Origin of the sequence: Vallitalea pronyensis, assembly GCF_018141445.1 — a bacterium.
GTDB classification, from domain to species: domain Bacteria; phylum Bacillota; class Clostridia; order Lachnospirales; family Vallitaleaceae; genus Vallitalea; species Vallitalea pronyensis.
This window is the reverse complement of the sequence record NZ_CP058649.1, coordinates 4,576,860-4,601,632: the sequence shown is the minus strand read 5'-3', so window position 1 is coordinate 4,601,632 and position 24,773 is coordinate 4,576,860. Positions and strand designations below refer to the sequence as shown.

Below are 24,773 nucleotides of genomic sequence, written 5' to 3'. Positions count from 1 at the left end.
ATGAATATTTATCACTATGAATTTCGAAAATATCTTAAGAGTATGCTCATATGGACATTTTCCATGGTAGCCGTATTGTATTTCTATTTAGTACTCTTTCCAAATTTTGCAGAGGAAGCCTCTCAGCTTGAAAAAATGATGTCACAACTTCCAGAAGGGTTATTAAAAGCTTTTGGTATGAACAACATGAACCTATCCAATATAGGCGGTTTCTACAACTTTATATTTACTTACATTATCCTCATTGGAAGTATCTTTGCCACGAAATTAGGCATCGATATAACATCAAAGGAAGCAAGAGAGAAAACATCAGATTTTCTCTTAGTTAAACCACGTACAAGAGCTGCTATTTTAACGCCTAAGTTATTAACAGCTTTTACACATATTATTATCAGTAATATTATTTATATGGTATTTGCCTATATCGGCATGGAGCTATTTAAAAATGAGGCTTATAACAGAGAAGTTTTCTTTTTGATTACACTCAGTTTGCTGTTTATTCAGATTTTCCTCATGATGTTAGGTTTTTTGTTAGGTACAATTGTCAAACGTCTAAAGGGCGTTTTACCCCTTGCCTTAGGTGTGGTATTTGGGTTATTTGTTATTAATCTCTTGAATCAGACCTTAGAAGATGCCAAATACAGCTATCTGACACCATTTGGATATTTTGAGAGTGGGTATATCACGGAGAATCTAGCATATTCCACACCTCATCTATGGGTAAGTATAGGTGCTACAGTCCTATTTATCATTGCATCTTATGTGGTTTATTTGAAAAAAGATGTAGCGTCTGTATAGAAAGTCATGAGGGAAAGGAGGATTTTGTATGAATATCGTATTAAGAGAAATGCGTGCTAATCGTAAAGCACTCATCATATGGAGTCTAAGTATTATCGCATTTGTAGCCATGGGTATGGTGAAATTTTCTAGTTTTTCAGCTATGGGAGAAGAAGCCAATGAAGTCATAGAGGTACTTCCAGAATTCATGCAAAAGGCATTTGGTTTTGCAACGATTTCCTTAACGAACATTCGAGGCTACTTTAGTATATTCAATATGTACTTTATATTACTATTAGGCATTCATGCTTCTATGTTAGGTGCAACAATCATTGCAAAAGAAGCAAGAGATAAAACGGCGGATTTCTTAATGGTAAAACCCATAACAAGGCAACAGATGGTTACGGGTAAAGTCATAGCAGCCTTTATCAATTTGGTTCTTCTTAATGTGGTACTGACCGTTACATCAATAGGTTTTGTTGCAGCTAATAATGATGGTGAATCAGCTACAGGGGCTATTATAGCAATGATGGGCACCTTATTAATACTACAATGCCTATTCTTTAGCCTTGGATTAGCTCTGTCTGCCTTAACAAAATCATCAAAAAAAGCTTCATCAACGGCTACAGGCATATTGTTGGCCATGTATATCTTGTCCATAGCAAAAGACCTCTCAGATAATCTTGATTTTATTAAATACATCACCCCTTTTGCTTATTTTAATGCAAGAGATATATTATTTAATAGAGGAATTGAAGGGGTATATGTGGTCATATCACTTGTTGTGATCATTATTGGTTTGGGTATTTCTTATAACCAATACCAGAGAAAAGATATTTTATAAACACGAACGATTGTATTGTAATAAGCGTGGATAGCAGGGCATGTGAGCTATCCACGCTTTATTTTCTTATAGGAAAGTTCTCAATTTAACAAATGAGATAGAATCATTCTCATTTGTGCTAATGAAACTTTCCTAACGGACAAATCCGCTTTGCGGAATAAGGCGTAGCCTCTTTTGTTCTTTGATTGATTTATTTTTATGAAAGGTTTTCATATTAAAATTGCTATGGATATTATATTGTGTTAAAATTTACATAGAATAGAATGAAGTGGAAATATTTAAATAAATGTATAAAGAGGAGGTGTTACATGATTCATTCTCATATGACGAAACACGCTATGGCTGTAGCATTAAAAAAGGAGATGGAAAAAAAGTCTTTTCATAAAATCTCCATAAAGAATATCACAAAGAGTTGTGGTTTAACACGGCAAGCTTTTTATTATCATTTTCAGGATATCTATGAATTATTAGGATGGATATATAGCCATGAGGTAGTAGAAACCATGCATACCTATCAATCTCATGAAAATTGGAAGGACGTTTATTTAAATGTCTTTAAATACATAGAGGAAAATAAATTGTTCTGTATGAATACACTACACTCCATTGGTCGAGATCATCTGGAGAAGTTTTTGTTTGTGAATACAGCTGCTTATTTATCCCATATCGTTGACGATATATCCGAGGGAACCCAAGTAGACCCATCAAAAAAAGAGCTTATTGTGGATTTTTATACACCGGCGTTCATTGCACTTGTGGCAAAATGGATGGAATCTGGCATGAAAGAAAAGCCAGAAGAGATTGTTGAGAATCTAGCCGTATTGGTAGAAGGGACCATTGAAAAAGCGTTAAGGCAGTATGAAGCAAATGAAAAGGGGCTGTTTCATCCAAATAATTTTGCCGGTTAGAGGTTAATAAGTATATCAGAAGGTTAAGCCATTCAGATAACTAAACGTGTGTGTTTAGATGGTCTGAATGATAAGCTTAACCTTTTATATGTTCTTAAATAATCCTGATTTTTTATGATGCCCTTATTGGTTTTTACAATTAACGATTTTTGTAAAGAATCTTTACACATGAGCTTAGATGTCAATTGTAGAATATTTAAAAATAGATTATATTACAATTATCCAAAATATTTACATGAAATAACCATTAAGAAAGGGTGTTTAAATGATTAATTATGAAAGAATTAACACAGTAGCTCAGGAAGATGTAAAAAACAAGCATGCATACCTTGTGGGAGGCGGTATTGCTTCACTGGCATCAGCAGCTTATTTGATTCGGGATGGACATATGCCGGCTGAACATATCCATATCTTGGAGAAGTCACAGGTGTTAGGCGGCAGTATGGATGGTGCAGGTGATATGGAACAAGGTTATCGTGCACGTGGCGGAAGAGAATTAGAAGCCCATATGGAATGCTTATGGGATCTTTATAGCTTCATTCCTTCGCTGACCAATCCTGATCGCACAGTTCTAGATGAATTTCGGGAACTTAACATTGAGGAACCTATAAAATCCCATTGCCGATTAATGGAAAACGCAGGTCAAATAGCTGATTTTTCTACATTGGGTTTAAGCACAGAAGACATCATGTCCCTTAGTAAATTACTTTTCACCCATGAAGATGATTTGAGTTACATTACCTGCGAAGAATGGTTTAAGCCTGAATTTTTTGAGACTAATTTCTGGTACTTCTGGCGTTCCATGTTTGCTTTTGAGAATTGGCATAGTGTCATGGAGGTTAGACGTTACATGGCTCGTTTTATGCACTTAATAACAGGCATGAATCAATTGGAGGGTATTCTTCATACAGAATATAATCAATATGATTCGTTAATTTTACCGTTAATCACTTGGTTGGAAAAACAAGGTGTACACATGGAGCTGGGTGTGGAAGTAACAGATATAGATATCAACGTAACGGATACTGAAAAAACGGTAGAACGCATATACATGACCCGCAATGGTAAAAAGGAAACCATAGATACCACAGTGAATGATTTGGTATTTGTCACCAATGGTTCCATGACTGAGAATTCTACATATGGAAGTATGGATAGGCCAGCTGTTCTTAATCGTAATCAAAAGGATAGAGGATGTTGGTCCCTCTGGGAGAAGATTGCAAAACGCAGTCCTGATTTTGGGCATCCTGAGGTGTTTGCTGGTGATATTGACCAATCAAAGTGGTTATCGTTTACAACAACCATTATGGATTACCCCAAAGTGTTTGATTACCTGTATGAATTATCAGGAGATAAACCAGGTATGGGAGGCGCAGTGACCATTAAGGATTCTAATTGGTTAATCACGTGGGTTTTACCAAAAGATCCTCATTTTATGAATCAGCCAGATAACGCTCAGATTATTTGGGCATATGGGTTATTCGCTGATAAAGAAGGTAATTTCATTAAGAAAAAGATGTGTGATTGTACAGGAGCAGAGTTATTGTCAGAACTTCTTTATCACATGGGATTGGAGAAAGACATTCCTGAAGTGTTGGCGTCATCTAATGTAATCCCTTGTATGATGCCTTATATAACAAGCCAGTTTATGCCTCGTGGTAAAGGGGACCGACCAGATGTGGTACCTAAGGGTTCTAGGAATTTAGCTTTTCTGGGACAGTTTGCAGAAGTGCCTCATGATTGTGTGTTTACAGTGGAGTATTCCATTCGTTCTGGCATGATGGGGGTTTATACGTTGTTGGGAATAGATAAGCAGGTGCCTCCGGTGTATGCGGGTAAGTATGATGTGCGTGTGTTGTTAAATGCTGCGAGAACCATGTTGGGAGATCGGGAGATTTCTGTTGATCGGTTGATTGGGAAGTTATTGTTTAATACGGGGTTGAAAGGTTAGTTTGGAAGTGTTGTTGTGAAAATGGAGCTGTTTTGAAAGAAATGTATTTCAAGACAGCTTTTTTTTAGGGTAGGGCAAGACGTTCGTAGATAGGGGGATGGGTACCATAAAGCGGTTTGGGTTAAAAGTGTCTAAGAAAAACTAGGTGCGTTTCAGAGGTATTTCCTAAAGCTTACAACTCCCTGCGGTCAGACAAGTAAGCTTCTTAACGGAAAGACCTCTTTCACTTACCAAGATTTTCTAAGACACTTTTAAAAGTCATCGCTTTATGGTACCCATCCCCCTATCTACTAGGCTAGGTGTGAGTTTTGGAGGCGTTGATGGATAAGGATGGGGGAGAGATGGTAGTTCATGTTAGAATTGGTTTGTGGTATATTTGGGTTAATAGGGGATGTGGTAAATATGGGGGGATAGTTATGGGGGATATAGTTGTTGTGGTGGGGGCTTTAGCTGTGTTATAATAGTGCATCAGAAGAAAATACTAGGAGGAAGGGCATGATACGTACAATCATATGGTTTGTTGCTTTTGGTATATCGTTATTGATTGCTTTGATGGCTGAGTTTCGTTATTGGTATTTGGGTAAATGGGGCAGAAGTGAAAAGCAGATGGGGGTGTTGCATAACACCACTACAAGGTGGGCAAGATTAATGGTTAGGTTTACTGGTAGTGCTGTGGATGTGGTGGGTGTTGAAAAGATTCCTGATGGGCATGTGCTTTTTGTATCCAATCATCAGAGTAATTTTGATATTCCTCTTTTAATGGGTTATGTGCCAAAATTTAAGGGGTTTGTTGCTAAAATAGAGTTGGAGAGAGTTCCTGTTATTAGTTGGTGGATGAAGAAGATGGACTGTCTGTTTTTGGATAGACAGGATATGCGGCAGTCTTTAAAAGTCATTCTTCAAGGGATTGATTTATTAAAGGCGGGTCATACCATGGTTGTTTTTCCAGAAGGGACAAGAAGTCGAAGTCATGAGATGGGTGAATTTAAAAAAGGCAGTCTTAAGCTTGCTGTCAAATCGGGTGTACCCATTGTACCGGTTACCATTGATGGCTCTTATACGTTGTTTGAAGAGCATAACCGTATTCGAAAAAGCCATGTGAAGGTAACGATTCATGATCCTGTATATACAAAGAATATAACAAGGGAACAAGAGGATGGTTTGGTGGATCAGGTGTATCAAGTGATTGAAAAGGGATTAATGGATGAATAATATGAGGATAATATAGAATCCTATGCTATATAGAATGAGAAAGGTGTGACGATATGAATAGTACAGATATGTTAGCAATGAAGAAATGGGCAGTGGTAGGGGCAACAGAAGAACAGAATAAGTTTGGTTATCGGATATATAAGAAGCTGAAAGACCATGGTTATACAGTGTATCCTGTTAGTGTCAAGTATGATGAGATTGATGGGGATAAGGCCTATAAGAATCTAAGTGATTTACCTGAAAAAGTGGATGTTGTGGATTTTGTTGTTAATCCTAAGATTGGGTTATCCATTATCGAGCAATGTAAGGAACTGGGTATTGAGCATGTATGGTTACAACCTGGAACAGCGAGTACTGAGATATTGGATTATGCTAAGGAAAATCAGATAGCAATTGTAGAGGGATGTGTGTTGGTTAGTTTAGGTGAATAGGCATATGAATCAGTTGTAAATGTCAACAATAGAATAGATAATCATGAAGAACTGTAGGCCGTATAAGAGGTTTACAGTTTTTTTATTCCTGTAAATAACTTTATTGACAAAAGTAATCCATATAAGGTATTATTAATTTGTAAAGTTATCGGTTAATTAAAATGTTAGGGAGGTGTTCTTTCATGAATGGGATAAAAAAAGAAATTGCCATGGAGTTAAAAGCGCATATTCTGCCTTTTTGGATGGGTTTAAAGGATGATGTTCACGGTGGTTTCTATGGGGCTGTAGACCATGAGCTTGTGGTTAATCAGAAGGCAGATAAAGGTGGTATAGCTTCGGCTCGAATATTGTGGGCTTATGCTGCTGCTTATCGGGTGACTGGTGAACAGGAGTATTTAGACTGTGCGGATCATGCCTATGCTTTTTTATATGATAAAGTCTATGATCATGAGTTTCAGGGTATATATTGGATGCTGGATTACCAAGGTAACCCTGTTGATACAAGGAAACATATTTATGCTCAAGCTTTTGCTGTGTATGCATTAAGCGAATATTATCGAGCAACCCACCATCAGGAAGCCCTAGATTTAGCTAAGACCATCTATCAGGTGATTGAAAATAAAGGCTACGATGAAGAAAGAGAGGCTTATCTTGAAGAGTTTAACCGCTATTGGTTGCAAAAACCTAACAAGATGCTTAGTGAAAATGGCGTTATCGCAGATATAACAACCAATACACATCTACATATTCTTGAAGCTTATACGAATCTCTATCGGGTTTGGAAAAATGCTTCTTTAGAAAAAAGACTAATACGGTTAGTGCATATTTTTTATGACAAGATATACAATAGAGATACAAAGTTTTTGAAAGTGTTTTTTGATAAAAATTGGTGTGAAATCGTCAATTTAAAATCTTTTGGACATGATATAGAGGCCAGTTGGCTATTGGATGATGCCATTAAAGTTCTAAATATACAGAAACCCAAATATACGGAAATGGTAATAGATATTGCATATAACATTGGAGATTATGCTATTGAGAAAGATGGTTCTTTGATTAATGAAGAGCACAATGACAAGAAGGATACCACAAGAATCTGGTGGGGGCAGGCAGAAGCCATGGTCGGTTTTTTGAATGCTTATGAGCGAACGGGGGATACCTATTTTCTAGGATTGGTGAAACAGTTATGGCAGTATACGAAGGACCACATGATTGATGTGAGACAAGGCGGTGAATGGCATTGGTCCATTGATCAACATGGGCAGCTCTCCAAGAAGCCCCTGGTAGAGCCATGGAAAACGCCTTACCATAACACACGATTTTGTATTGAACTGATGGAAAGGAAGTGGAGTCATGATACATAAACAATATGAGGTGTTACGACGCAAACAGGAAGAACTGTTAACAAGAAACAATAAAAAAGATGAAGGGTTTTATAACGGTATTTTTACAAAATATCAATTTCCAGTCATAACAAGGCATCATGTGCCTATTCATTGGCGGTATGATTTAGATGAAACAACGAACCCATTTTTTATGGAAAGATTAGGGGTTAATGCAACATTCAACCCTGGAGCTATCTATTTAGATGGTAAATATTATTTAGTTGTTCGAGTTGAAGGCTTTGACCGAAAATCTTTTTTTGCTATTGCAGAAAGTGATACTGGTGTGGATAACTTCCGTTTCTGGGATTATCCGGTGTCATGGGATGACATGGACAAGGAAGAAACCAATATCTATGATATGCGGCTGGTTCAGCATGAAGACGGCTGGATCTATGGTACGTACTGTTCAGAGAAAAAAGACCCAGAAGCAGAACCTTCTGATACGTCATCTGCAATAGCTCAAGCTGGATTGGTAAGAACAAAAGACTTAAAAACTTGGGAAAGACTGCCCAATATAGCCACCTCTTCACCTCAACAAAGAAACGTTGTCCTTCACCCAGAATTTGTTGATGGTCAATATGCTTTTTATACCCGTCCTCAAGATGGCTTTATTACCACGGGTACAGGAGGGGGGATTGCATTTGCATGTTGTCAAGATATCCTAGATCCTGTTATTCATGAAGAAACGGTCATGCATGAAAAGAAATACCATACGGTTTATGAAGTGAAGAATGGACAAGGTCCTGCACCTATTAAAACAAAAAAAGGATGGATACATATAGCTCATGGTGTGCGTAACACTGCTGCTGGCTTAAGGTATGTACTCTATACCTTTGCAACAAGTTTGGAACAACCAGCAAAGATCATTGCAGAGCCTGGTGGATACTTCATTGCACCCTATGCTAAAGAGCGTGTAGGCGATGTATCCAATGTTATCTTTTGTAACGGCGCAGTGGTGAATGATCAGCAAGAAGTATATCTCTATTATGCATCCAGTGATACCAGAGTACATGTTGCCACATCGACCATTGATCAATTAATGGATTATACATTTAACACACCTGAAGATCGTTATCGCTCACTGGATTGTGTGGATCAGAGGACAGCCATGATTCGTCATAATCTAACGTTACTAAAGGGTAAGCCTATAGGATAGGTTTATAGCAATGACTGGCGGCTAAAGAGGCTTAGGGATTGCTTATTTCCCATGACGCTTATATAGGAGCATTGTATTTAGTCACTTAACTATGTTAAAATAGACACATCAAGGAGGTCCTTTATATGAAAAACAACGTGACAATGCAGGACATTGCAGAACAATTGGGGGTTAGCAAAGTAACGGTCTCCAAGGCACTTAACGATAAAGAAGGTGTCAGTGATGAATTAAAAGAAAAAATTAAAAATATGGCAAGAGATATGGGATACCGGTATAATGTCATGGCAAGATCCCTAAAAGTGAGCCACTCCTTTAACATTGGTGTTATTATTGCTGAAAGATTTACAGGCGAATATAAGTCTTTTTATACGGGATTATATCAACAGTTGTCCAAAGTGCTCGATACACAGCAATACTCAGGTATATTACATATTTTGAGTAAGGAAGATGAAAAGGCGCTCAATCTACCAAGAATCTATCATGAGAGGAAAGTGGATGGGTTTATCATATTAGGTCAAATTCATAAAAAGTATATTGAAGTGTTGCAAAAGATAGATATACCCATTATCTTTCTTGATTTTTATGATGATCATGTTGGCATTGATGCGGTAATCACCGATAATTTCTATGGCGCATATGAACTTACCAATTATCTTGTCATGAACGGCCATCAACAGATTGCCTATGTGGGTAATCTTCAAGCAACAAGCAGTATTCAAGACCGATTTTTGGGCTACTACAAATCTTTGTTGGAGCATCGTATACCCTTAAATAATGATTATGTGATTAATGATCGTGATGAAAATGGTAAGTTTATCGACATTGAACTGCCTGCCAAGTTACCATCAGCTTTTGTATGTAATTGTGACCAAATAGCCTATACGATAATTAATAAATTAAAAGCATCGGGTTATCGGGTACCAGAAGATTGCTCTGTTGTAGGCTTTGATAACGATATCTACGCCACCATATCTGAGCCAAAAATAACCACTGTGGAAGTCAATGTAGAAGATATGACCAATACAGTTGTCAAATACATGATAGAAAAAGTAAAAGGCAGCGATAAAACATATGGACGTGTTTTAATCAAAGGTAAAATTATCTATCGGGATTCAGTAAAAAAAATCAACGCTTAATCGTAGGATAACGATAAAAATGCAAGGTAATTCAATACCTTGTTTTTTATTTCTTTTTTTGAGTGAAACATGGGTCTAATAGCTGTTATAAGATAATAGGATTAAATCTATGATTTGTGCAGATTTCTATATAGGAAGCTGAAGAGTCACCCAAAGGTAATCAATCTGAATAAATGAAAGCATTCACTTGACAAAAAACTATTCATAATCTATAATTATTGTGTAACCTAACCGATAAAGTTACATAATAAAAGAAAGGGGTATTTAAAAATGAAAAAGATTTTTCCATTGATACTGATTCTGCTGTTACTGACTTCTGTTTTTGCAGGATGTGGCAGTAAGGATGACAAAGACACAGAATCTAGCGGCAACCAAACTGTTCAGGATACATCTGACAACAAGGATAGTAACGAAGATGACAACACAAATGAAGAAGCACCTATTAAGGGTGATATTACGGTATTAACCAATAGAACAGATATTGTCGATACGGTGTTTGAAGAATACAAAAAGGCATTCAACAACCTATACCCAGAAGTTAAGGTGAGTTTTGAAGCCATTACAGATTATGCAGGACAAGTTAAAATCCGTATGAACACGGAAGATTATGGAGATGTTTTATTAATTCCTAACGATGTACCGGTACAGGATCTACCAGATTTCTTTGAACCTCTTGGTACCCAGGAAGCATTAAGCAAAGACTATTTGTTTACGGAAGAAAAAGCTTATGATGGCACGGTATACGGTATTCCTGTTGTTGTTAATGCACAGGGGATACTCTATAACAAGAAGGTTTTTGAACAAGCTGGTGTGTCAACGTTACCAAAAACACCAGAAGAGTTCTTAGATGCCATGAGAAAGATTAAGGATAATACGGAAGCTATTCCTTATTATACCAACTATGCGGCTGGTTGGACCATGAATCAGTGGGAACCCCATCGGACATCTGTAGCAGGTGATTCCGATTATGTCAATAGCATGATACATATGGATGATCCGTTTGGACCAGATAAACCCCATTATCAGGTTTATCGCTTATTATACGATTTAGTAAAAGAAGGTTTGGTTGAAACAGACCCTATGACAACAGATTGGGAATTATCCAAACAATGGATAGCAGATGGCAAGATTGGTGCCATGGTATTGGGTTCATGGGCAATAGTGCAAGCACAGGAATTAGCAGCTAATCCAGATGATATCGGCTATATGCCTTTCCCATATACCAATGACGATGGTAAAATCTATGCTGCAAGTGGCGGCGACTACAAAATTGGCATTAATAAAAACAGTAAGAATAAAGAGGCAGCAAAAGCTTGGTTGGATTGGTTCATCAATGAATCTGGTTTTGCCATTGACCAAGGTGGTATTTCACCTGTTATAGGGGTAGAGTTTCCAACAACATTATCTGCCTATCAAGAGCTCGGTGTAGAATTAATTAGTAATAATCCACCATCAGCAGAAGAACAAGGTTTACTGGACCAAGTGGATCAAGAAGCAGAAATCGGCTTCTGGCAGCCAGACTATAAGCAACGCATCATTGAAGCGGCTTTGGGAAATAGAAGTGAATCTTTTGATGACATCATGAATGACTTAAATAAAAAATGGGCGAAAGCAAGAACTGAAATTATCAAATAATCGCACATTGTAGCAGTTATTTTAAGGGCTGCCTCACTAAAGCAAAAGATGTCTTAGTAACGATTGCTTTTAGGAGTCAGCCTTTTTGATAGGAGTATTATAGACAAAATTGTTATGGGAGGTGTGATTATGTTTAGGTTCTCTAACCTAACGTATAAGCAACAAAGACGGATTATCATTATACTTTTTTTGATAATTCCATTGACACTATTGTTTACTTTTTCTTTTTTACCCATGATCAATATGTTTTATTACAGTTTTTTAAAGTGGAACGGTTTTAGTAAGCGGCAAACATTTGTAGGGTTTGATAACTACATAAAGATATTTACCAACCCGGAGTACTTTTCGGTTTTCAAAGTTAGTTTGTATTATTTCGCAGCATCTTTTGTACAGCTTGGTTTGGCATTGTATTTTGCTACAGTACTTAATTTTAATATCAAGGCAAAAGGATTTTTTAAAGGTGTGTTATTCTTCCCATCTTTAATGAACGGTGTAGCCATTGGCTTTGTTTTTCTTTACTTTTTTAGACCAGAAGGCACACTGGATTCTCTCCTTAGTTTTTTAGGTACAGGGCACTGGATTAGATTATGGTTACAAGATATTAAGCTCATTAATGTATCCTTAGCAGCCACATCCATTTGGACATACATGGGTTTTAACTTTATTGTGTTTTTAGGTTCTATCCAATCCATATCTGGGGACATATATGAAGCAGCAGACATCGATGGTGCTAATCGTTGGCAGCAATTTAAATACATTATTTGGCCCAGTATACGAAGAATCATTGAATTAAATCTTATTCTAGCTGTTAAAGGGTCTATTAGTGTGTTTGATATCCCTTACATTATGACAGGTGGTTCCAATGGCAGTAAAACCTTTGTTATTCAAACAGTGGATACGGCCTTTAAATATGGAAAGTTTGGTTTAGCTTCAGCCATGGCCGTTGTCTTATTGCTGATTATTGTCATAGCCACCATTATACAGAAAAAATTCTTTAAAGAAAAGGAGGCATAACCATGCTCAAGGTCAAGTATGGTCTTCTATCCCTATGCAAGTATTTATCTTTGTTGTTAGGAGTCTTTGCTACAGTAACGCCTATCGTTGTGGTATTTTTTGCTTCTTTTAAAACATCGGAAGAATATGGTCAGTCGGGAGCTCTAGCACTACCAGAAAGCTTCATGAACCTGGCTAATTATAAAAAGGCTTTTGTAGACGGACATATGTTACTGGGCTTTTTCAATACATTTTTTATACTCATCATATCCATAGGCGGGGCCATTCTCATTGGAACCATGGTCGCCTATGTTTTAAGCCGGTTTCAATTTAAAGCACGTCACCTGATCTTAGGTGCTTTCTTAATCGCTACCTTAATACCTGGTGTCACCACACAAGTGGCTACCTTTCAAATTATTAATAAACTAGGTTTTTATAATACACGTATAGCACCTATTTTATTGTATATGGGAACCGATATTATATCCGTTTACATCTTTATGCAATTTATGGACAGCATATCCGTGTCCTTGGATGAGTCAGCCATGTTAGATGGTGCATCTTATTTGACCATTTACAGGAAAATCATCTTTCCTCTTTTGAAACCAGCCATTACAACGGTACTCATCATAAAAGGTGTTGCCAGTTATAATAACTTTTATATACCTTTTCTATACATGCCTAAAAAAGGATTGCAGGTTGTATCAACTGCTTTATTTAAGTTCAAAGGTCCATATGGTTCCCAATGGGAAGTCATATGTGCAGGTATTATATTAGCCATTATTCCCACGTTAATCTTGTTTCTAAGTCTACAAAAATATGTGTACAACGGATTTACCAGAGGAGCTGTTAAATAGAACATTTTTAAGAGAATCGATAGAATATATATGCAATGCATGGAGGGAGACATGAGAATGGATACAATTAAAATAATAGGTGACGCATTACATCATATACCTTGGCAGGATAAACCACAGGGACATGAAGGTCCCGTATGGCGATATTCGGATAATCCGGTGATACAGCGCAATCCAGTAAAGGGTATTTCAAGGATTTTTAATAGTGCAGTAGCACCGTTTGAAGATAAATTTGTTGGTATATTTAGAGCTGAAACCATCAATGGCAAGCCCCATTTACATCTAGGCTGGAGTATGGATGGTTTAAACTGGGACATTGACGAACATCGAATCGAATTTGTTGACCAAGAGCATAAGCCTTATCAACCTCGATATGCCTATGACCCTCGCCTCGTGCGTGTGGAAGATACGTTTTACATCATATGGTGCACAGATTTCTTTGGTGCTTCTATAGGTCTTGCAAAAACGGATGATTTTAAGACATTTACTCGCTTTGAAAACCCATTTTTACCGTTTAATCGTAATGGGGTACTGTTCCCCAAAAAAATGAATCAAAACTTTATGATGCTGTCACGCCCAAGTGATAGCGGGCATACACCTTTTGGTGATATTTTTATCAGTGAAAGCCCTGATTTAGTTTACTGGGGCAATCACAAGCATGTGATGAGCAAAGGCGGAGAAGGTTGGTGGCAGTCTTTAAAAATCGGCGGCGGACCTGCACCCATTGAAACCTCAGAAGGATGGCTCATGTTCTATCATGGGGTCACACAAACATGTAATGGGTATGTCTATAGTATGGGCGGTGTCATTTTGGATAAGGATGAACCATCCAAAGTCAAATACCGGTCAAAGCATTACATCTTAACACCTGAAACATGGTATGAAGAAAGAGGATTTGTAAGTAATGTTATTTTTCCATGTGCTACCTTACAAGATGCTAGAACAGGTAGGATTGCCATATATTATGGTGCAGCGGATACCTATGTAGGTGTGGCTTTTACAAAAGTGGATGACATAGTACAGTACATTATGGATAACCATGAAGCTGTAGGAGAAGACCAAGCATTGGGTAGAATCTAGAAATATTAGTGTCATACCTTTGCACAATCTTCATATAATCTTGGTTGAAGGGGTAGAATAATAATGCTATAATATAATGACGAATGTTGTCAAGCTTAACCTGTAGAAGGCAGTGCTTAGCTGGATAACGAAACGTCACATAAAACATTGAGATGAGGGAGATAGCATGCGTTTTCAAGTAAGAGAAAAAGTATTCAGTTTTGGTGATGATTTTACCATCAAAGATGCAACAGGCAATGATTACTTCATTGTGAAAGGAAAAGTCTTTAGTTTAGGTGATAAACTACGGTTATACAACATGGCAGGGCAAGAGTTATTCTATATCGAGCAAAAATTAATGCGCTTGCTGCCAGAATACACCATCTATGGTGGAGGTAGACCAGTAGCCACTGTTAAGAAGAAAATATCCTTTTTTGGCTCGAAATTCATGATTGATAGCGAGTATGGCAGTTATGATATTGAAGGACAGCCTTTTAATTATAGTTTTGAAGTGAATAAAAACGGGGGACGGGTAGCTACTGTTTCAAAACAATTTTTCAGTTTTTCAGATACCTATGGTGTGGATGTAAGCGATCAAGAAGATTATGGTTTTATACTGGCACTGGTGATTGTTATCGATCAGATTATTCATGATAATAAAAATAGGCATTAAGCACCTTATATAAGACGTCATTTCATATCTTTTTTAACATAGTCGAAGCAGGGTCGAAACCACGAATTAGAGGTGGAAACATGATAATATAATGAACGAAATACCTTGAACGATGATAATGAAGAGGTGAAAACATGATAATATAAATAGAACCTAGATGCATGACAATATGCCATTCATTAGAGTGGACAATGAATAGAAGAGGTGACGTTTATGTTAAAAGATATGATAAAGACATTACATGAGCAAGGAGCACTTGATCATTTTAACGGTGTTGTATATATAAAGCAAGGTGAAACAACGTTATTAAAGGAAAGTTATGGCTATGCCAATCGAAGCTTTCTTGTACCCAACCAGATACATACGAAGTTTAGAATAGCTTCTGTATCTAAGATGTTTACAGCGGTTGCAATACTGCAACTTATTCAAGAAGGTAAGCTGAATGTGCACACAAGCATTGTGGAGCTATTAAACCTTAAGAACACAACATTATCAAAAGAAATAACCATACATCATTTATTAACCCATACATCAGGTATTGCTGATTATTATGACGAATCAGCAGGGGATGAAGCATGGGAAAAAATGTGGCAGGAAACACCTATCTATACCATGAGAACCTTACAAGATTATATGAAATTATTCATAGCCCTTGACCCAATTTCAACGCCTGGTGAAACCTTTCACTATAATAATGCAGGTTATATTTTACTAGGTTTGGCCATAGAGAAGGTATCCGGTATGTGTTACGATGCCTACATTAAGCAACATATATTTGATAAATTAGGTATGAAAAACTCAGGTTTTTATAGCTTGGATGAAGTGATACCAGAAGTGGCTGAAGGTTATGAACAAATGGAGGGTAAATGGATAAGAAATATCTATACAGCAACCCCAACAGCAGCTTCTGATGGTGGAGCAACATCTACCGTTGACGACTTGATGCTTTTTATTGAGGGATTACGACATGGTCTATTACTGAATGATGACATGACCAATAAGTTACTGACCCCCTATGTTATCGATGAAGGTTCCAATGGCTTTAGGGATTATGTATGGAAGTATGGTTACGCTAATTATTACTTACTAGATGAAGAGCATCATATTGTAAGAGGCGGTCATACAGGAGAAGAATATGGGTTCAGCAGTCGCGTGTATTACTACCCACAAGAAGATATTCATATTATCATATTAGGTAATGAAGGTTTTAATGCAGGGAAATTAGGCTGGGCCATACATGATATGATTATCAAGAAATAGCATAACAATAAAGGCACCCCCTCGGGTGCCTTTATGTCATCTAATGGGTATTACTCATAATAAACATATTGCCGTGACTGATCATCCATAGGGGTTGTATCCTGTTGACGATCAAATGCAATGATGTAGTACTTCTCATTCAGATCTTTCTCAAGATGGGTGAGCTTATCCAGTTCATGGTGATTAAGCTCAGCTATTGGCATCTCGTTCAGTTTGTTAAGATTTTTCATATATGACCATCCTTTATAATAGATATAGACTAAGAAACTTGATTATGTGATCAAGAACATATATAATCATTATTATTATAAGTAACATGTCCAAAAATTAACCATGAAATAAATGGAGGCCAGTTGGTTTATGGGAAAAAAAGTAATAGCCATTAACAGCAGCAAACGTAAGAAAAACACGTATGGTTTGCTGATTGAATTGAAAGAACAACTAAAACCGTTGGACATTCATATGGATATTATACATCTCCATGACTATAGCATAAAAGCATGTGCCGGTTGTGAAGCATGTATTATGACGGATCGCTGCCCTATACAAGATGATTCTCAAAAACTCATGAAAAAACTCCTAACCTATGATGGTATTGTTATCGGTTCACCTGTCTATATGAATCAAGTAAGCGGTATGCTAAAGAATTTTTTTGATCGTACATGCAAATGGGCACATCGGCCAGCATTGTATGGTGTACCTATGCTATTTGTCATATCCACAGCAGGTTCAGGTATTAAGGCTACTTCAAAATATCTAAAGAATGTAGCTCTTCAATGGGGAGCTTTTCCAACAGATACAATTGGGCGAAAAGTATCCACCATGGATAAAAAAATAGTACCTGAAGAATATAACAAATTTTTACAGCATTTAGCCATGCCCATGGAACATTATCGACCATCTTTTGGTCAAATTATTTATTTCTCAGTCTACAAAGCGTTGGCATTGAAACTCCTTGACATAGACAGAAATTATTGGGTTGAAAAAGGCTGGCATCAAAAAGCGTATTTTTTCGATAGCCGATTGCATCCTTTAAAAAAACTGTTTGGTCACTTGTTTTTTAAGCGACTATATCGTAAAATAAATAAGGTATAATGCAGTTATGTTACGAATGAGGAGGAATTAAATGAAATTAGCAATTTTTGATTTCGATAAAACACTACTTCAAGTGGATACATTACCTTTTTTGTTATCCAGATGGCGGTCATTTCGATATCCAGCAATCCGATATTATAAAGTATTTTTCTCTATTGTTTTTTTATACATACAGTATAAATCAGGGATCGGTCGGTTATCCAAGTCAGAGATGAAAGTCATGGCCATTAAACGCTTTAATCGCGTGTTTAAAAACATGACAGAAGAACAAATCGAGGTTTTTTTTGAAAAATGTGCCATAGAAGCTAGGGAATTATTAAACTTAGGTGTCTTACATGAACTTGAAATTGCTAAAAAGAAGGGGTATCATACGGTATTATTATCAGGTGCTCATAGCAAGTTCATCTATCCCATTGGGGCTTTTCTAGAAATGGATACGGTGATTGGCACATCCTTGAATTATACCAATGGTATCGTTGACTTGGAACAAGGAATAAACATTATTAGTGGTGAGCAAAAATTGGATAAAGTGAAAGAAATATTCCAAGATGAAAAAATTAATTGGAAGAAGAGTATGGCCCTTACAGATGGTTATTCGGATATATCTTTACTTGAAGCAGTAGGTAATCCAATTGCTGTTAATCCTGATCGTCATCTAAAAAAAGCAGCAAAGGAGCGGAGCTGGCGTATATTAGATGGGCTTTCTCGAAAATAAATATGACGTAAAATTTAACATTATACGGTGTTTTTTAATACTATTTTAATTGTACTTTTAGACAATTTGTGGTAACATTGCAACATAGAAGATGAATGTTAATGAGATTATGTAATAAACGAGGGTTGGGCATGAAGAAAGAGACACGCTACACATATATAATGCTTTCCGATACGGGTTCTATTTTAACACGATTAATTAAAAAGTATACGAAGATTCCTTACAACCATGTATCAGTTGCTCTTGACGAAGAATTGAATGAAATGTATAGCTTTGGTAGAAAGTTTCCCAGAAACCCGCTTATAGCCGGTTTTGTAAGAGAGTATGTGGACAGAGGAACATTTGCTAATTTTAAAGATACCACTTGTTTAGTGTTAAAGATAAAAATTACAACAGAACAGCGTAAACAACTCATTCAGAATATTGAATACTTCAAACAGCGTAAAAGGCGATTCTATTATAATATTTTCTGTTTATTTACTATGCCTTTTAATATACCTTTAAAAGTACCTTATGGGTATGTGTGTACACATTTTGTAGCCCATGTTCATGAAAGAAGCGGTGTGAAATTATTCAACAAAAAAAGTTATCTCGTATCAACAATAGATTTTTATCAATTAGATAATGTGGATATTATTTATGAAGGTAAACTTTCCGATTTCCAGAAATATAGACATTTAGATGATGAACTTGTATGCAGTTAATTTTGAAGAAAGTCATACGTACATAGATGTATTAGAAATATATCAGGATTTAAGTCAAAGTTATTCCTATTAAATGTGTTTAGAAGAGTAAAAAGGGTATTTTATAAGATAGCCTCTTTTAAGACTTGAATCCTTTAAGAATTCAACGTGAAGAAATATGGATTAACCGAATGAAAGATGTATACTTAGTAGCTATTCTAATGCTATTCTGATTATAGATCTTTTTTAGTGTGTTACCATCTAAACAAAAAATAAGCTTAAAGGATTCATTTTACGAAAAAATAAATTAATGCTTGACTTAGAGTTAACTATAAGGCATATAATAAACTTGCGATAGTTCCAATACCATAATATGATGGAAGGTGAAAGCATGGGCTATACAATTGGACAGACAGCTGAAAAAGTGGGGTTAAGCACCTACACGCTACGTTATTATGAAAAAGAGGGGCTAATACCCATTATACATAGAAATGCTAGTGGCATAAGAATGTATAACGACGATGACCTGTTCTGGATTGATTTTGTTCGATGCTTAAAAGATACAGGTATGTCTTTGGCTGGTATTAGGGAGATTATAAGTCTTAGTATGAAAGGGCAAAGTCGTTTTAACAGCACCAGGAAAAAAGAGATTCTACTGGAACATCGTAAACAAGTGATGCAACATATAGAAGAACTGCAAAAAAGCCTTGAAAAAATTGACAATAAAATTCGTCACTTAGAAAAAGAAATGGTTTAACAAGGATAACCAAAAGTTTAGATAGAAATAAGGAGAGATAAACATGTTAGATTTTCGATTTGATAATAAGACAGAAATTATTTTTGGAAAAAATACCGAAAACCAAGTGGGTACTGAAACTCGAAAATACGGTAAAAAAGTGCTTTTACACTATGGTGGCGGGAGTATTAAAAAAATTGGTTTATACGACCGCATCATTGCATCATTAAAGGATGCACATGTAGACTATGTGGAACTTGGTGGGGTTAAGCCTAATCCAAGATTGTCCCTTGTACAAGAAGGTATAGACCTGTGTAAAAAGCATCATATTGATTTTATTTTGGCTGTTGGTGGAGGAAGCGTTATTGATTCAGCAAAGGCCATAGCCATGGGTGTTTTGTATGATGGTGATGTATGGGATTTCTTTAGCGGTAAGGGTCAAATAGAGGCTGCATTACCTATTGGTGTTGTTCTCACCATTCCTGCTGCTGGCAGTGAAACAAGTGCAGGGACGGTTATCACCAATGAAGAGGGTTGGTATAAGCGCCCTACAGGTAGTCTGTTATTAAGACCAAAATTTGCGATTATGAACCCAGAAATCACCTATACATTACCAGCCTATCAAACATCATGTGGTTCGGTGGATATCATGGCTCATGTCATGGAGCGTTATTTCACCAATACACAACATGTTGATTTAACAGACAGATTAAGTGAAGCTACCTTAAAAACCATGATTCATAATGTACCAAAAGTCTTAAGACAACCAGAGGATTACCATGCAAGAGCTGAAATTATGTGGGCAAGTACGGTTGCTCATAATGACCTGTTAGGAACAGGTCGCCAATCCGATTGGGCTTCCCATGATATCGAGCACGAAATAAGCGGCATCTATGATATTGCACATGGTGCAGGACTTGCTATTGTATTTCCTGCTTGGATGAAATATTGTTTAAAACATAACCCAAATAAATTAGTACAATTTGCTGTTCGCGTATGGGATGTGGATTACCTGCCCGAAGATCATGAAGGGGTTGCCCTTGAAGGTATCAGACGATTTGAAGCCTTTTTAAAGTCCATTGATATGCCTATTCGATTAAGTGATGCGGATATACCTGAGGACCGTATTGAAGAAATGGCAACAAAAGCAGTTGGCGATGGTACAATGGGTAGTTATGTACCCCTTAACAAAGAAGCTATTATCGACATATTACAATTAGCTAAATAATAGTCGTATCCATAAGCGAATATGGGACTGTCCAGAAAAAAAATAGCATAGGCTATGCTATTTTTCAGTGGACAGTCCTTTTTTGGGTTCTGATAACACATAAAACATGAAGTTGGTAACATAAGATACGGTGAAATCTTAAAAAACAGGTATAATAAGAAACAAATAGAAAAAGCTTTTAGTATGATAACTTTAGCATGTTACCCTTTATAAATAGATGAAAAATATGGAACAAATATGAAAGGATGGATGATATGGCTAATTATGTGAAACAAACAGATACCTTATATGCTATAACCAATAGATATCCAGAAACCATTGATTTGTTTATATCAATCGGTTTTGAGAGTATGGGTGATGAAAAACAAAGAGAAACCATTGGAAAAATGATTAACCTTGAAGCTGCTATGAAAATGAAAAAAATAAACGTGGATGTTTTTATTGAAAACCTTGAAGATGCTATTAATCACAACAAGGCCATTCAAGATGAAGCGGATAAAGGAACCCATGAAGGTGCTAATGTAAAAATTGAAGGGATATTACCCTGCCCTGTAAGAATTCCATTAATGGAAGGTTTCACAAAGTGGATGGAAGATACAGGTAGTCATTTGGGCATCAAAATTGATTATGAATTAAAAGCTGCTTCTATGGGCGTTGATTGGTTAAAGGAATCTCTAGAAAAGGCAGAAAATCCAGATGTGCTTGCAGATGTTTTTATTTCTGCTGGATTTGATTTGTTTTTTGATAAACATTTAATTGGTAAGTTTAAAGAAGAAGGTGTTTTTGAAGATATTACAGGGTTCGAACATTATAATAAGGATTTTGAAAATGACCGTATCGCTCTAAAAGACCCCGATAAAAGCTACTCCATGATAGGGGTTGTGCCAGCAGTATTCTTAGTGAATACAGAAGAGCTGAATGGGCGAAGCATACCAAGGTCATGGGAAGATATATTAAAACCTGAATTTGAAAATTGCGTGAGTCTGCCCATAGGTGATTTTGATTTATTCAATGCCATTTTATTAAATATTCACCAGAAGTACGGCGAAGAAGGTGTACGGAAATTAGGAAAAAGCTTGCTAAAAAGTATGCACCCATCAGAAATGGTTAAATCGCATCGTAAAAAATACGACAAACCTGTTGTGACCATTATGCCATATTTCTTCACCAAAATGACAAAACGTGGCGGTCCAATGACGGCTATATGGCCATCAGATGGTGCCATTATTAGCCCCATATTCTTATTAGCTAAAAAAGATAAAAAAGAGTTGTTAAAACCTGTTGTGGATTTCTTTGCCTCTAAAGATGTCGGCGAAATTCTTGCACATAATGGCAAGTTCCCAAGTGTCAATCCAGAAGTGGACAATATGATTTCTAACGAGCACCAGTACATGTGGCTTGGTTGGGACTATATTAAGGAGACAGACATTGGTGGGTTAATTGAAAAATGCGAAAAGATATTTAATGAAACCATAGAATAGAAAGGGTGGTTAGCCATGAATTTAGTAACGATTTCAGGACCTCCATCATCAGGAAAAACCTCTGTTATTTTAAAAACCATTCAAGCCTTGCAACAAAGAGGGTTATCCGTAGGTGTTGTGAAGTTTGATTGCCTCTATACAGATGACGATATTTTATATGAGAAGGCAGGTGTACCTGTTAAAAAAGGTCTTTCAGGTTCTCTTTGTCCAGACCATTATTTTGTTAGCAATATTGAAGAAGTGGTACAATGGGGCATTGAAGAAAATCTGGATTTGCTCATTACAGAAAGTGCCGGTTTATGTAACCGTTGTTCACCCTATATCAAAGACATTAATGCCATCTGTGTGATTGATAACTTAAGTGGTATTAACACACCTAAAAAAATTGGACCCATGCTTAAGTCAGCAGATATTGTTGTGATCACCAAAGGTGATATTGTCTCCCAAGCTGAACGAGAAGTCTTTTCATCAAAAGTTAATTCCGTGAATCCAAAAGCAGTCACCATGCATATTAATGGGTTGACAGGGCAAGGAGCTTATGAACTAAGCACCCTATTATATGATGAAACAGCAGATATAGATTCCGTTAAAGGAAAACAACTTCGCTTTTCCATGCCATCGGCTATGTGTTCTTATTGTCTTGGAGAAACACGTATTGGGGAAGATTATCAGATGGGTAACGTCAGAAAAATGAAATTAGGTGAGGAAAAATGATACGTAAAGACATGTTAAATACATTGACCATTGGCGAACTAGAAGAAAAATACCCCTTCATTATGTCTTTCTTTGCAGATAACAAGTTAGATGTGGATGCTTATAAAGCATCAACTTTCAAAGCATATCTGGATCATTTTTCAGAAGAAGATATTGAAGAGTGGGCTATTGATACCTCAAAACTAATGGATGACATTGTGATTTATATTAATCAGATGCTTACATTCCTAGGTATCAAGGAAGAAAAAGGGGTAGAATCCTTAACCATCCTTGCAGGGCATGATAAATCAGGAAACAGAGAAGGCTTTGGTGAGCTTGTTATTCATAAAAGTGAGATTGTGTCCATCGTGGGTCCTACTGGTTCTGGGAAGAGCCGTTTACTAGCCGATATTGAATGGACAGCCATGAACGATACACCCACAGGTCGCTCCATTTTAATTAATGGTGAAGAGCCAGATAAAAAGTGGCGTTTTTCCTCTGGCAATAAACTAGTAGCTCAGTTATCTCAGAATATGAATTTTGTCATGGACTTAACGGTGAATGAATTCTTAGAGCTCCATGCAAAAAGCCGTATGGTAGAGAATGAAGAAGGTGTCATTAAGAAAATCATTGAAGCAGCTAATCATCTAGCTGGTGAGAAATTTGATCTGGATACACCCATTACCAGCCTTAGCGGAGGTCAGTCTAGAGCGCTTATGATTGCAGATACTGCCATACTCAGCACATCACCAATTGTGCTTATTGATGAAATAGAGAATGCTGGTATTGATCGTAAGAAAGCCCTTAATCTCTTAGTGAGTAAAGAGAAGATTGTGCTCATGGCTACTCATGACCCTAGCTTAGCGCTTATGGCAGATAAACGTATTGTCATCAAGAACGGCGGTATCTATAAAGTCATTGAAACTGGTGATGAGGAAAAAGAAATGCTCATTGAACTAGAAAAAATGGATAAGGTCATAAAAGCTATGCGTTCTACACTGAGAACAGGTGATATGATTCATGAAGGATTACTTCATGCATAGTGTACGATTGGTATACGTTTATTAACTGTTTTATAACAGCAATGCAATGGATTGTGGTTTAGTTATGGTCACATAGTAAAAAATAAAAGTTGCCTTAAAGGAGGATATTAGAATGCACGAAGGATGTTCAGGAAGTTTTGAAAATGGAAAACAAGTGGTTGATAAGGTAAGAATGATGGGATTTTCGACACAGCATATGCCCATGCCCCTTACCATAGAATGTGAGGCATGTGATCAATCATTTGAAATGGTAACATTTGAAGATAAATGTCCCCATTGTGGAATGGTTTTTGGTGTTACACCATGTCATGCTTTTGATCCAGATAATGTAATGGCAGCAGGTATTGACTATTAGTCAATGGATAAAACGTTGATCCTATAGGGGTTGACGTTTTTTTGTTTGTACAATTTTTTGTGTACAAGGTGAACACTTTTTTTTCTTATTCATATACTATAGTAACTTTAAAAATGTATAACAGACATTCATTGAAGTTGTTATGATGGTATTAAAAATAAGGAGGAACAGAATTTGAAGTGTAAAGAGGTTTTTGTAGGCAATAAAAAAGAAGGTGTACATTTTCTAAATTCAATGCTTTCGAAATTATTCAAAGGCGAATTACAGATTGAAGGCGAAGATGTTTTCTTACCAAGCGGCGAAGAATTTGAATTCAAAGTAAAATTTGAATATGATGAAGAGTACAATTACGGCTCTTTTGGACTAAAGATTAATTGGGGCGAAGAACCAGAATTTGATGAAGAGGAAGAGGAGCAAGAAGGAGAAGACATGTTTAAAAACCCAAAGGATTATTATCTCTAAAATAA

General features: G+C 36.6%; 27 protein-coding genes. 26 read left to right on the top strand and 1 reads right to left on the bottom strand.

Annotated elements, in window-relative coordinates:
- From HZI73_RS19080 to HZI73_RS19005, 16 genes are all read left to right on the top strand, one after another.
- The gene (locus HZI73_RS19080; RefSeq protein ID WP_212694958.1) at positions 1–798 is read left to right on the top strand and encodes an ABC transporter permease subunit; all 798 of its coding nucleotides are present in this window, start codon (positions 1–3) and stop codon (positions 796–798) included.
- 28 nt (positions 799–826) lie between these two features.
- A complete protein-coding gene (locus HZI73_RS19075; RefSeq protein ID WP_212694957.1) occupies positions 827–1,621 on the top strand; it encodes an ABC transporter permease subunit in 795 nt (264 codons plus the stop codon).
- A 308-nt stretch (positions 1,622–1,929) separates the two neighbouring features.
- Complete coding sequence (locus HZI73_RS19070) at positions 1,930–2,529, top strand: TetR/AcrR family transcriptional regulator (protein WP_212694956.1); 600 nt, start codon at positions 1,930–1,932, stop codon at positions 2,527–2,529.
- 265 nt (positions 2,530–2,794) lie between these two features.
- Positions 2,795–4,480: an oleate hydratase gene (locus HZI73_RS19065; RefSeq protein ID WP_212694955.1), complete on the top strand. Its 1,686-nt coding sequence runs from the start codon at positions 2,795–2,797 to the stop codon at positions 4,478–4,480.
- 320 nt (positions 4,481–4,800) lie between these two features.
- On the top strand, positions 4,801–4,941 hold the full coding sequence (locus tag HZI73_RS19060; RefSeq protein ID WP_212694954.1) for a hypothetical protein: 141 nt from the start codon (positions 4,801–4,803) through the stop codon (positions 4,939–4,941).
- A gap of 34 nt (positions 4,942–4,975) precedes the next feature.
- Positions 4,976–5,692, top strand: coding sequence for a lysophospholipid acyltransferase family protein (locus tag HZI73_RS19055; protein ID WP_212694953.1), 717 nt, complete (start codon positions 4,976–4,978; stop codon positions 5,690–5,692).
- Positions 5,693–5,745: 53 nt separating this feature from the next.
- Positions 5,746–6,123, top strand: coding sequence for a CoA-binding protein (locus HZI73_RS19050; protein ID WP_212694952.1), 378 nt, complete (start codon positions 5,746–5,748; stop codon positions 6,121–6,123).
- A gap of 182 nt (positions 6,124–6,305) precedes the next feature.
- On the top strand, positions 6,306–7,487 hold the full coding sequence (locus HZI73_RS19045; RefSeq protein ID WP_212694951.1) for an AGE family epimerase/isomerase: 1,182 nt from the start codon (positions 6,306–6,308) through the stop codon (positions 7,485–7,487).
- Positions 7,477–8,664, top strand: coding sequence for a glycoside hydrolase family 130 protein (locus HZI73_RS19040; protein ID WP_212694950.1), 1,188 nt, complete (start codon positions 7,477–7,479; stop codon positions 8,662–8,664). Before HZI73_RS19045 ends, HZI73_RS19040 begins: the two co-directional genes overlap by 11 nt.
- A gap of 125 nt (positions 8,665–8,789) precedes the next feature.
- Positions 8,790–9,800: a substrate-binding domain-containing protein gene (locus HZI73_RS19035; protein ID WP_212694949.1), complete on the top strand. Its 1,011-nt coding sequence runs from the start codon at positions 8,790–8,792 to the stop codon at positions 9,798–9,800.
- A gap of 270 nt (positions 9,801–10,070) precedes the next feature.
- A complete protein-coding gene (locus HZI73_RS19030) occupies positions 10,071–11,435 on the top strand; it encodes an ABC transporter substrate-binding protein (protein ID WP_212694948.1) in 1,365 nt (454 codons plus the stop codon).
- Between the two features lie 129 nt (positions 11,436–11,564).
- Positions 11,565–12,449, top strand: a complete 885-nt coding sequence (locus tag HZI73_RS19025) for a carbohydrate ABC transporter permease (protein WP_246552213.1) — start codon at positions 11,565–11,567, stop codon at positions 12,447–12,449.
- Positions 12,450–12,451: 2 nt separating this feature from the next.
- Positions 12,452–13,285, top strand: coding sequence for a carbohydrate ABC transporter permease (locus HZI73_RS19020; protein WP_212694946.1), 834 nt, complete (start codon positions 12,452–12,454; stop codon positions 13,283–13,285).
- Positions 13,286–13,342: 57 nt separating this feature from the next.
- A complete protein-coding gene (locus tag HZI73_RS19015; protein ID WP_212694945.1) occupies positions 13,343–14,365 on the top strand; it encodes a glycoside hydrolase family 130 protein in 1,023 nt (340 codons plus the stop codon).
- 166 nt (positions 14,366–14,531) lie between these two features.
- Positions 14,532–15,017 (top strand): LURP-one-related/scramblase family protein, encoded by a 486-nt coding sequence (locus HZI73_RS19010; protein ID WP_212694944.1) that lies wholly within the window; start codon positions 14,532–14,534, stop codon positions 15,015–15,017.
- A 225-nt stretch (positions 15,018–15,242) separates the two neighbouring features.
- Positions 15,243–16,277: a serine hydrolase domain-containing protein gene (locus HZI73_RS19005; RefSeq protein WP_212694943.1), complete on the top strand. Its 1,035-nt coding sequence runs from the start codon at positions 15,243–15,245 to the stop codon at positions 16,275–16,277.
- Positions 16,278–16,327: 50 nt separating this feature from the next.
- Here HZI73_RS19005 and HZI73_RS19000 read toward each other — a convergent pair whose 3' ends face one another.
- On the bottom strand, positions 16,328–16,507 hold the full coding sequence (locus tag HZI73_RS19000) for a hypothetical protein (protein ID WP_212694942.1): 180 nt from the start codon (positions 16,505–16,507) through the stop codon (positions 16,328–16,330).
- 130 nt (positions 16,508–16,637) lie between these two features.
- On the opposite strand from HZI73_RS19000, the gene HZI73_RS18995 reads away from it, so the two are divergent.
- The 10 genes from HZI73_RS18995 (at position 16,638) to HZI73_RS18950 (ending at position 24,768) form a co-directional block, all read left to right on the top strand.
- On the top strand, positions 16,638–17,372 hold the full coding sequence (locus HZI73_RS18995; protein WP_212694941.1) for a flavodoxin family protein: 735 nt from the start codon (positions 16,638–16,640) through the stop codon (positions 17,370–17,372).
- 31 nt (positions 17,373–17,403) lie between these two features.
- Positions 17,404–18,087 carry an HAD family hydrolase gene (locus tag HZI73_RS18990; protein ID WP_212694940.1) on the top strand — a complete coding sequence of 228 codons (684 nt, stop codon included), beginning with the start codon at positions 17,404–17,406 and terminating at the stop codon, positions 18,085–18,087.
- 131 nt (positions 18,088–18,218) lie between these two features.
- Complete coding sequence (locus HZI73_RS18985) at positions 18,219–18,791, top strand: hypothetical protein (protein ID WP_212694939.1); 573 nt, start codon at positions 18,219–18,221, stop codon at positions 18,789–18,791.
- Positions 18,792–19,143: 352 nt separating this feature from the next.
- Positions 19,144–19,527, top strand: a complete 384-nt coding sequence (locus tag HZI73_RS18980) for a MerR family transcriptional regulator (protein ID WP_212694938.1) — start codon at positions 19,144–19,146, stop codon at positions 19,525–19,527.
- Positions 19,528–19,570: 43 nt separating this feature from the next.
- Complete coding sequence (locus HZI73_RS18975) at positions 19,571–20,734, top strand: iron-containing alcohol dehydrogenase (RefSeq protein ID WP_212694937.1); 1,164 nt, start codon at positions 19,571–19,573, stop codon at positions 20,732–20,734.
- A 254-nt stretch (positions 20,735–20,988) separates the two neighbouring features.
- A complete protein-coding gene (locus tag HZI73_RS18970; protein ID WP_212694936.1) occupies positions 20,989–22,215 on the top strand; it encodes an ABC transporter substrate-binding protein in 1,227 nt (408 codons plus the stop codon).
- Positions 22,216–22,230: 15 nt separating this feature from the next.
- Positions 22,231–22,929 carry a GTP-binding protein gene (locus tag HZI73_RS18965; protein WP_212694935.1) on the top strand — a complete coding sequence of 233 codons (699 nt, stop codon included), beginning with the start codon at positions 22,231–22,233 and terminating at the stop codon, positions 22,927–22,929.
- Positions 22,926–23,951, top strand: coding sequence for an ATP-binding cassette domain-containing protein (locus tag HZI73_RS18960; RefSeq protein ID WP_212694934.1), 1,026 nt, complete (start codon positions 22,926–22,928; stop codon positions 23,949–23,951). The genes HZI73_RS18965 and HZI73_RS18960 overlap by 4 nt, the downstream gene beginning before the upstream one ends.
- 112 nt (positions 23,952–24,063) lie before the next feature.
- The gene (locus tag HZI73_RS18955) at positions 24,064–24,306 is read left to right on the top strand and encodes a hypothetical protein (RefSeq protein ID WP_212694933.1); all 243 of its coding nucleotides are present in this window, start codon (positions 24,064–24,066) and stop codon (positions 24,304–24,306) included.
- Between the two features lie 174 nt (positions 24,307–24,480).
- A complete protein-coding gene (locus tag HZI73_RS18950) occupies positions 24,481–24,768 on the top strand; it encodes a transcription initiation factor IIE (protein ID WP_212694932.1) in 288 nt (95 codons plus the stop codon).
- Positions 24,769–24,773 lie beyond the last annotated feature (5 nt).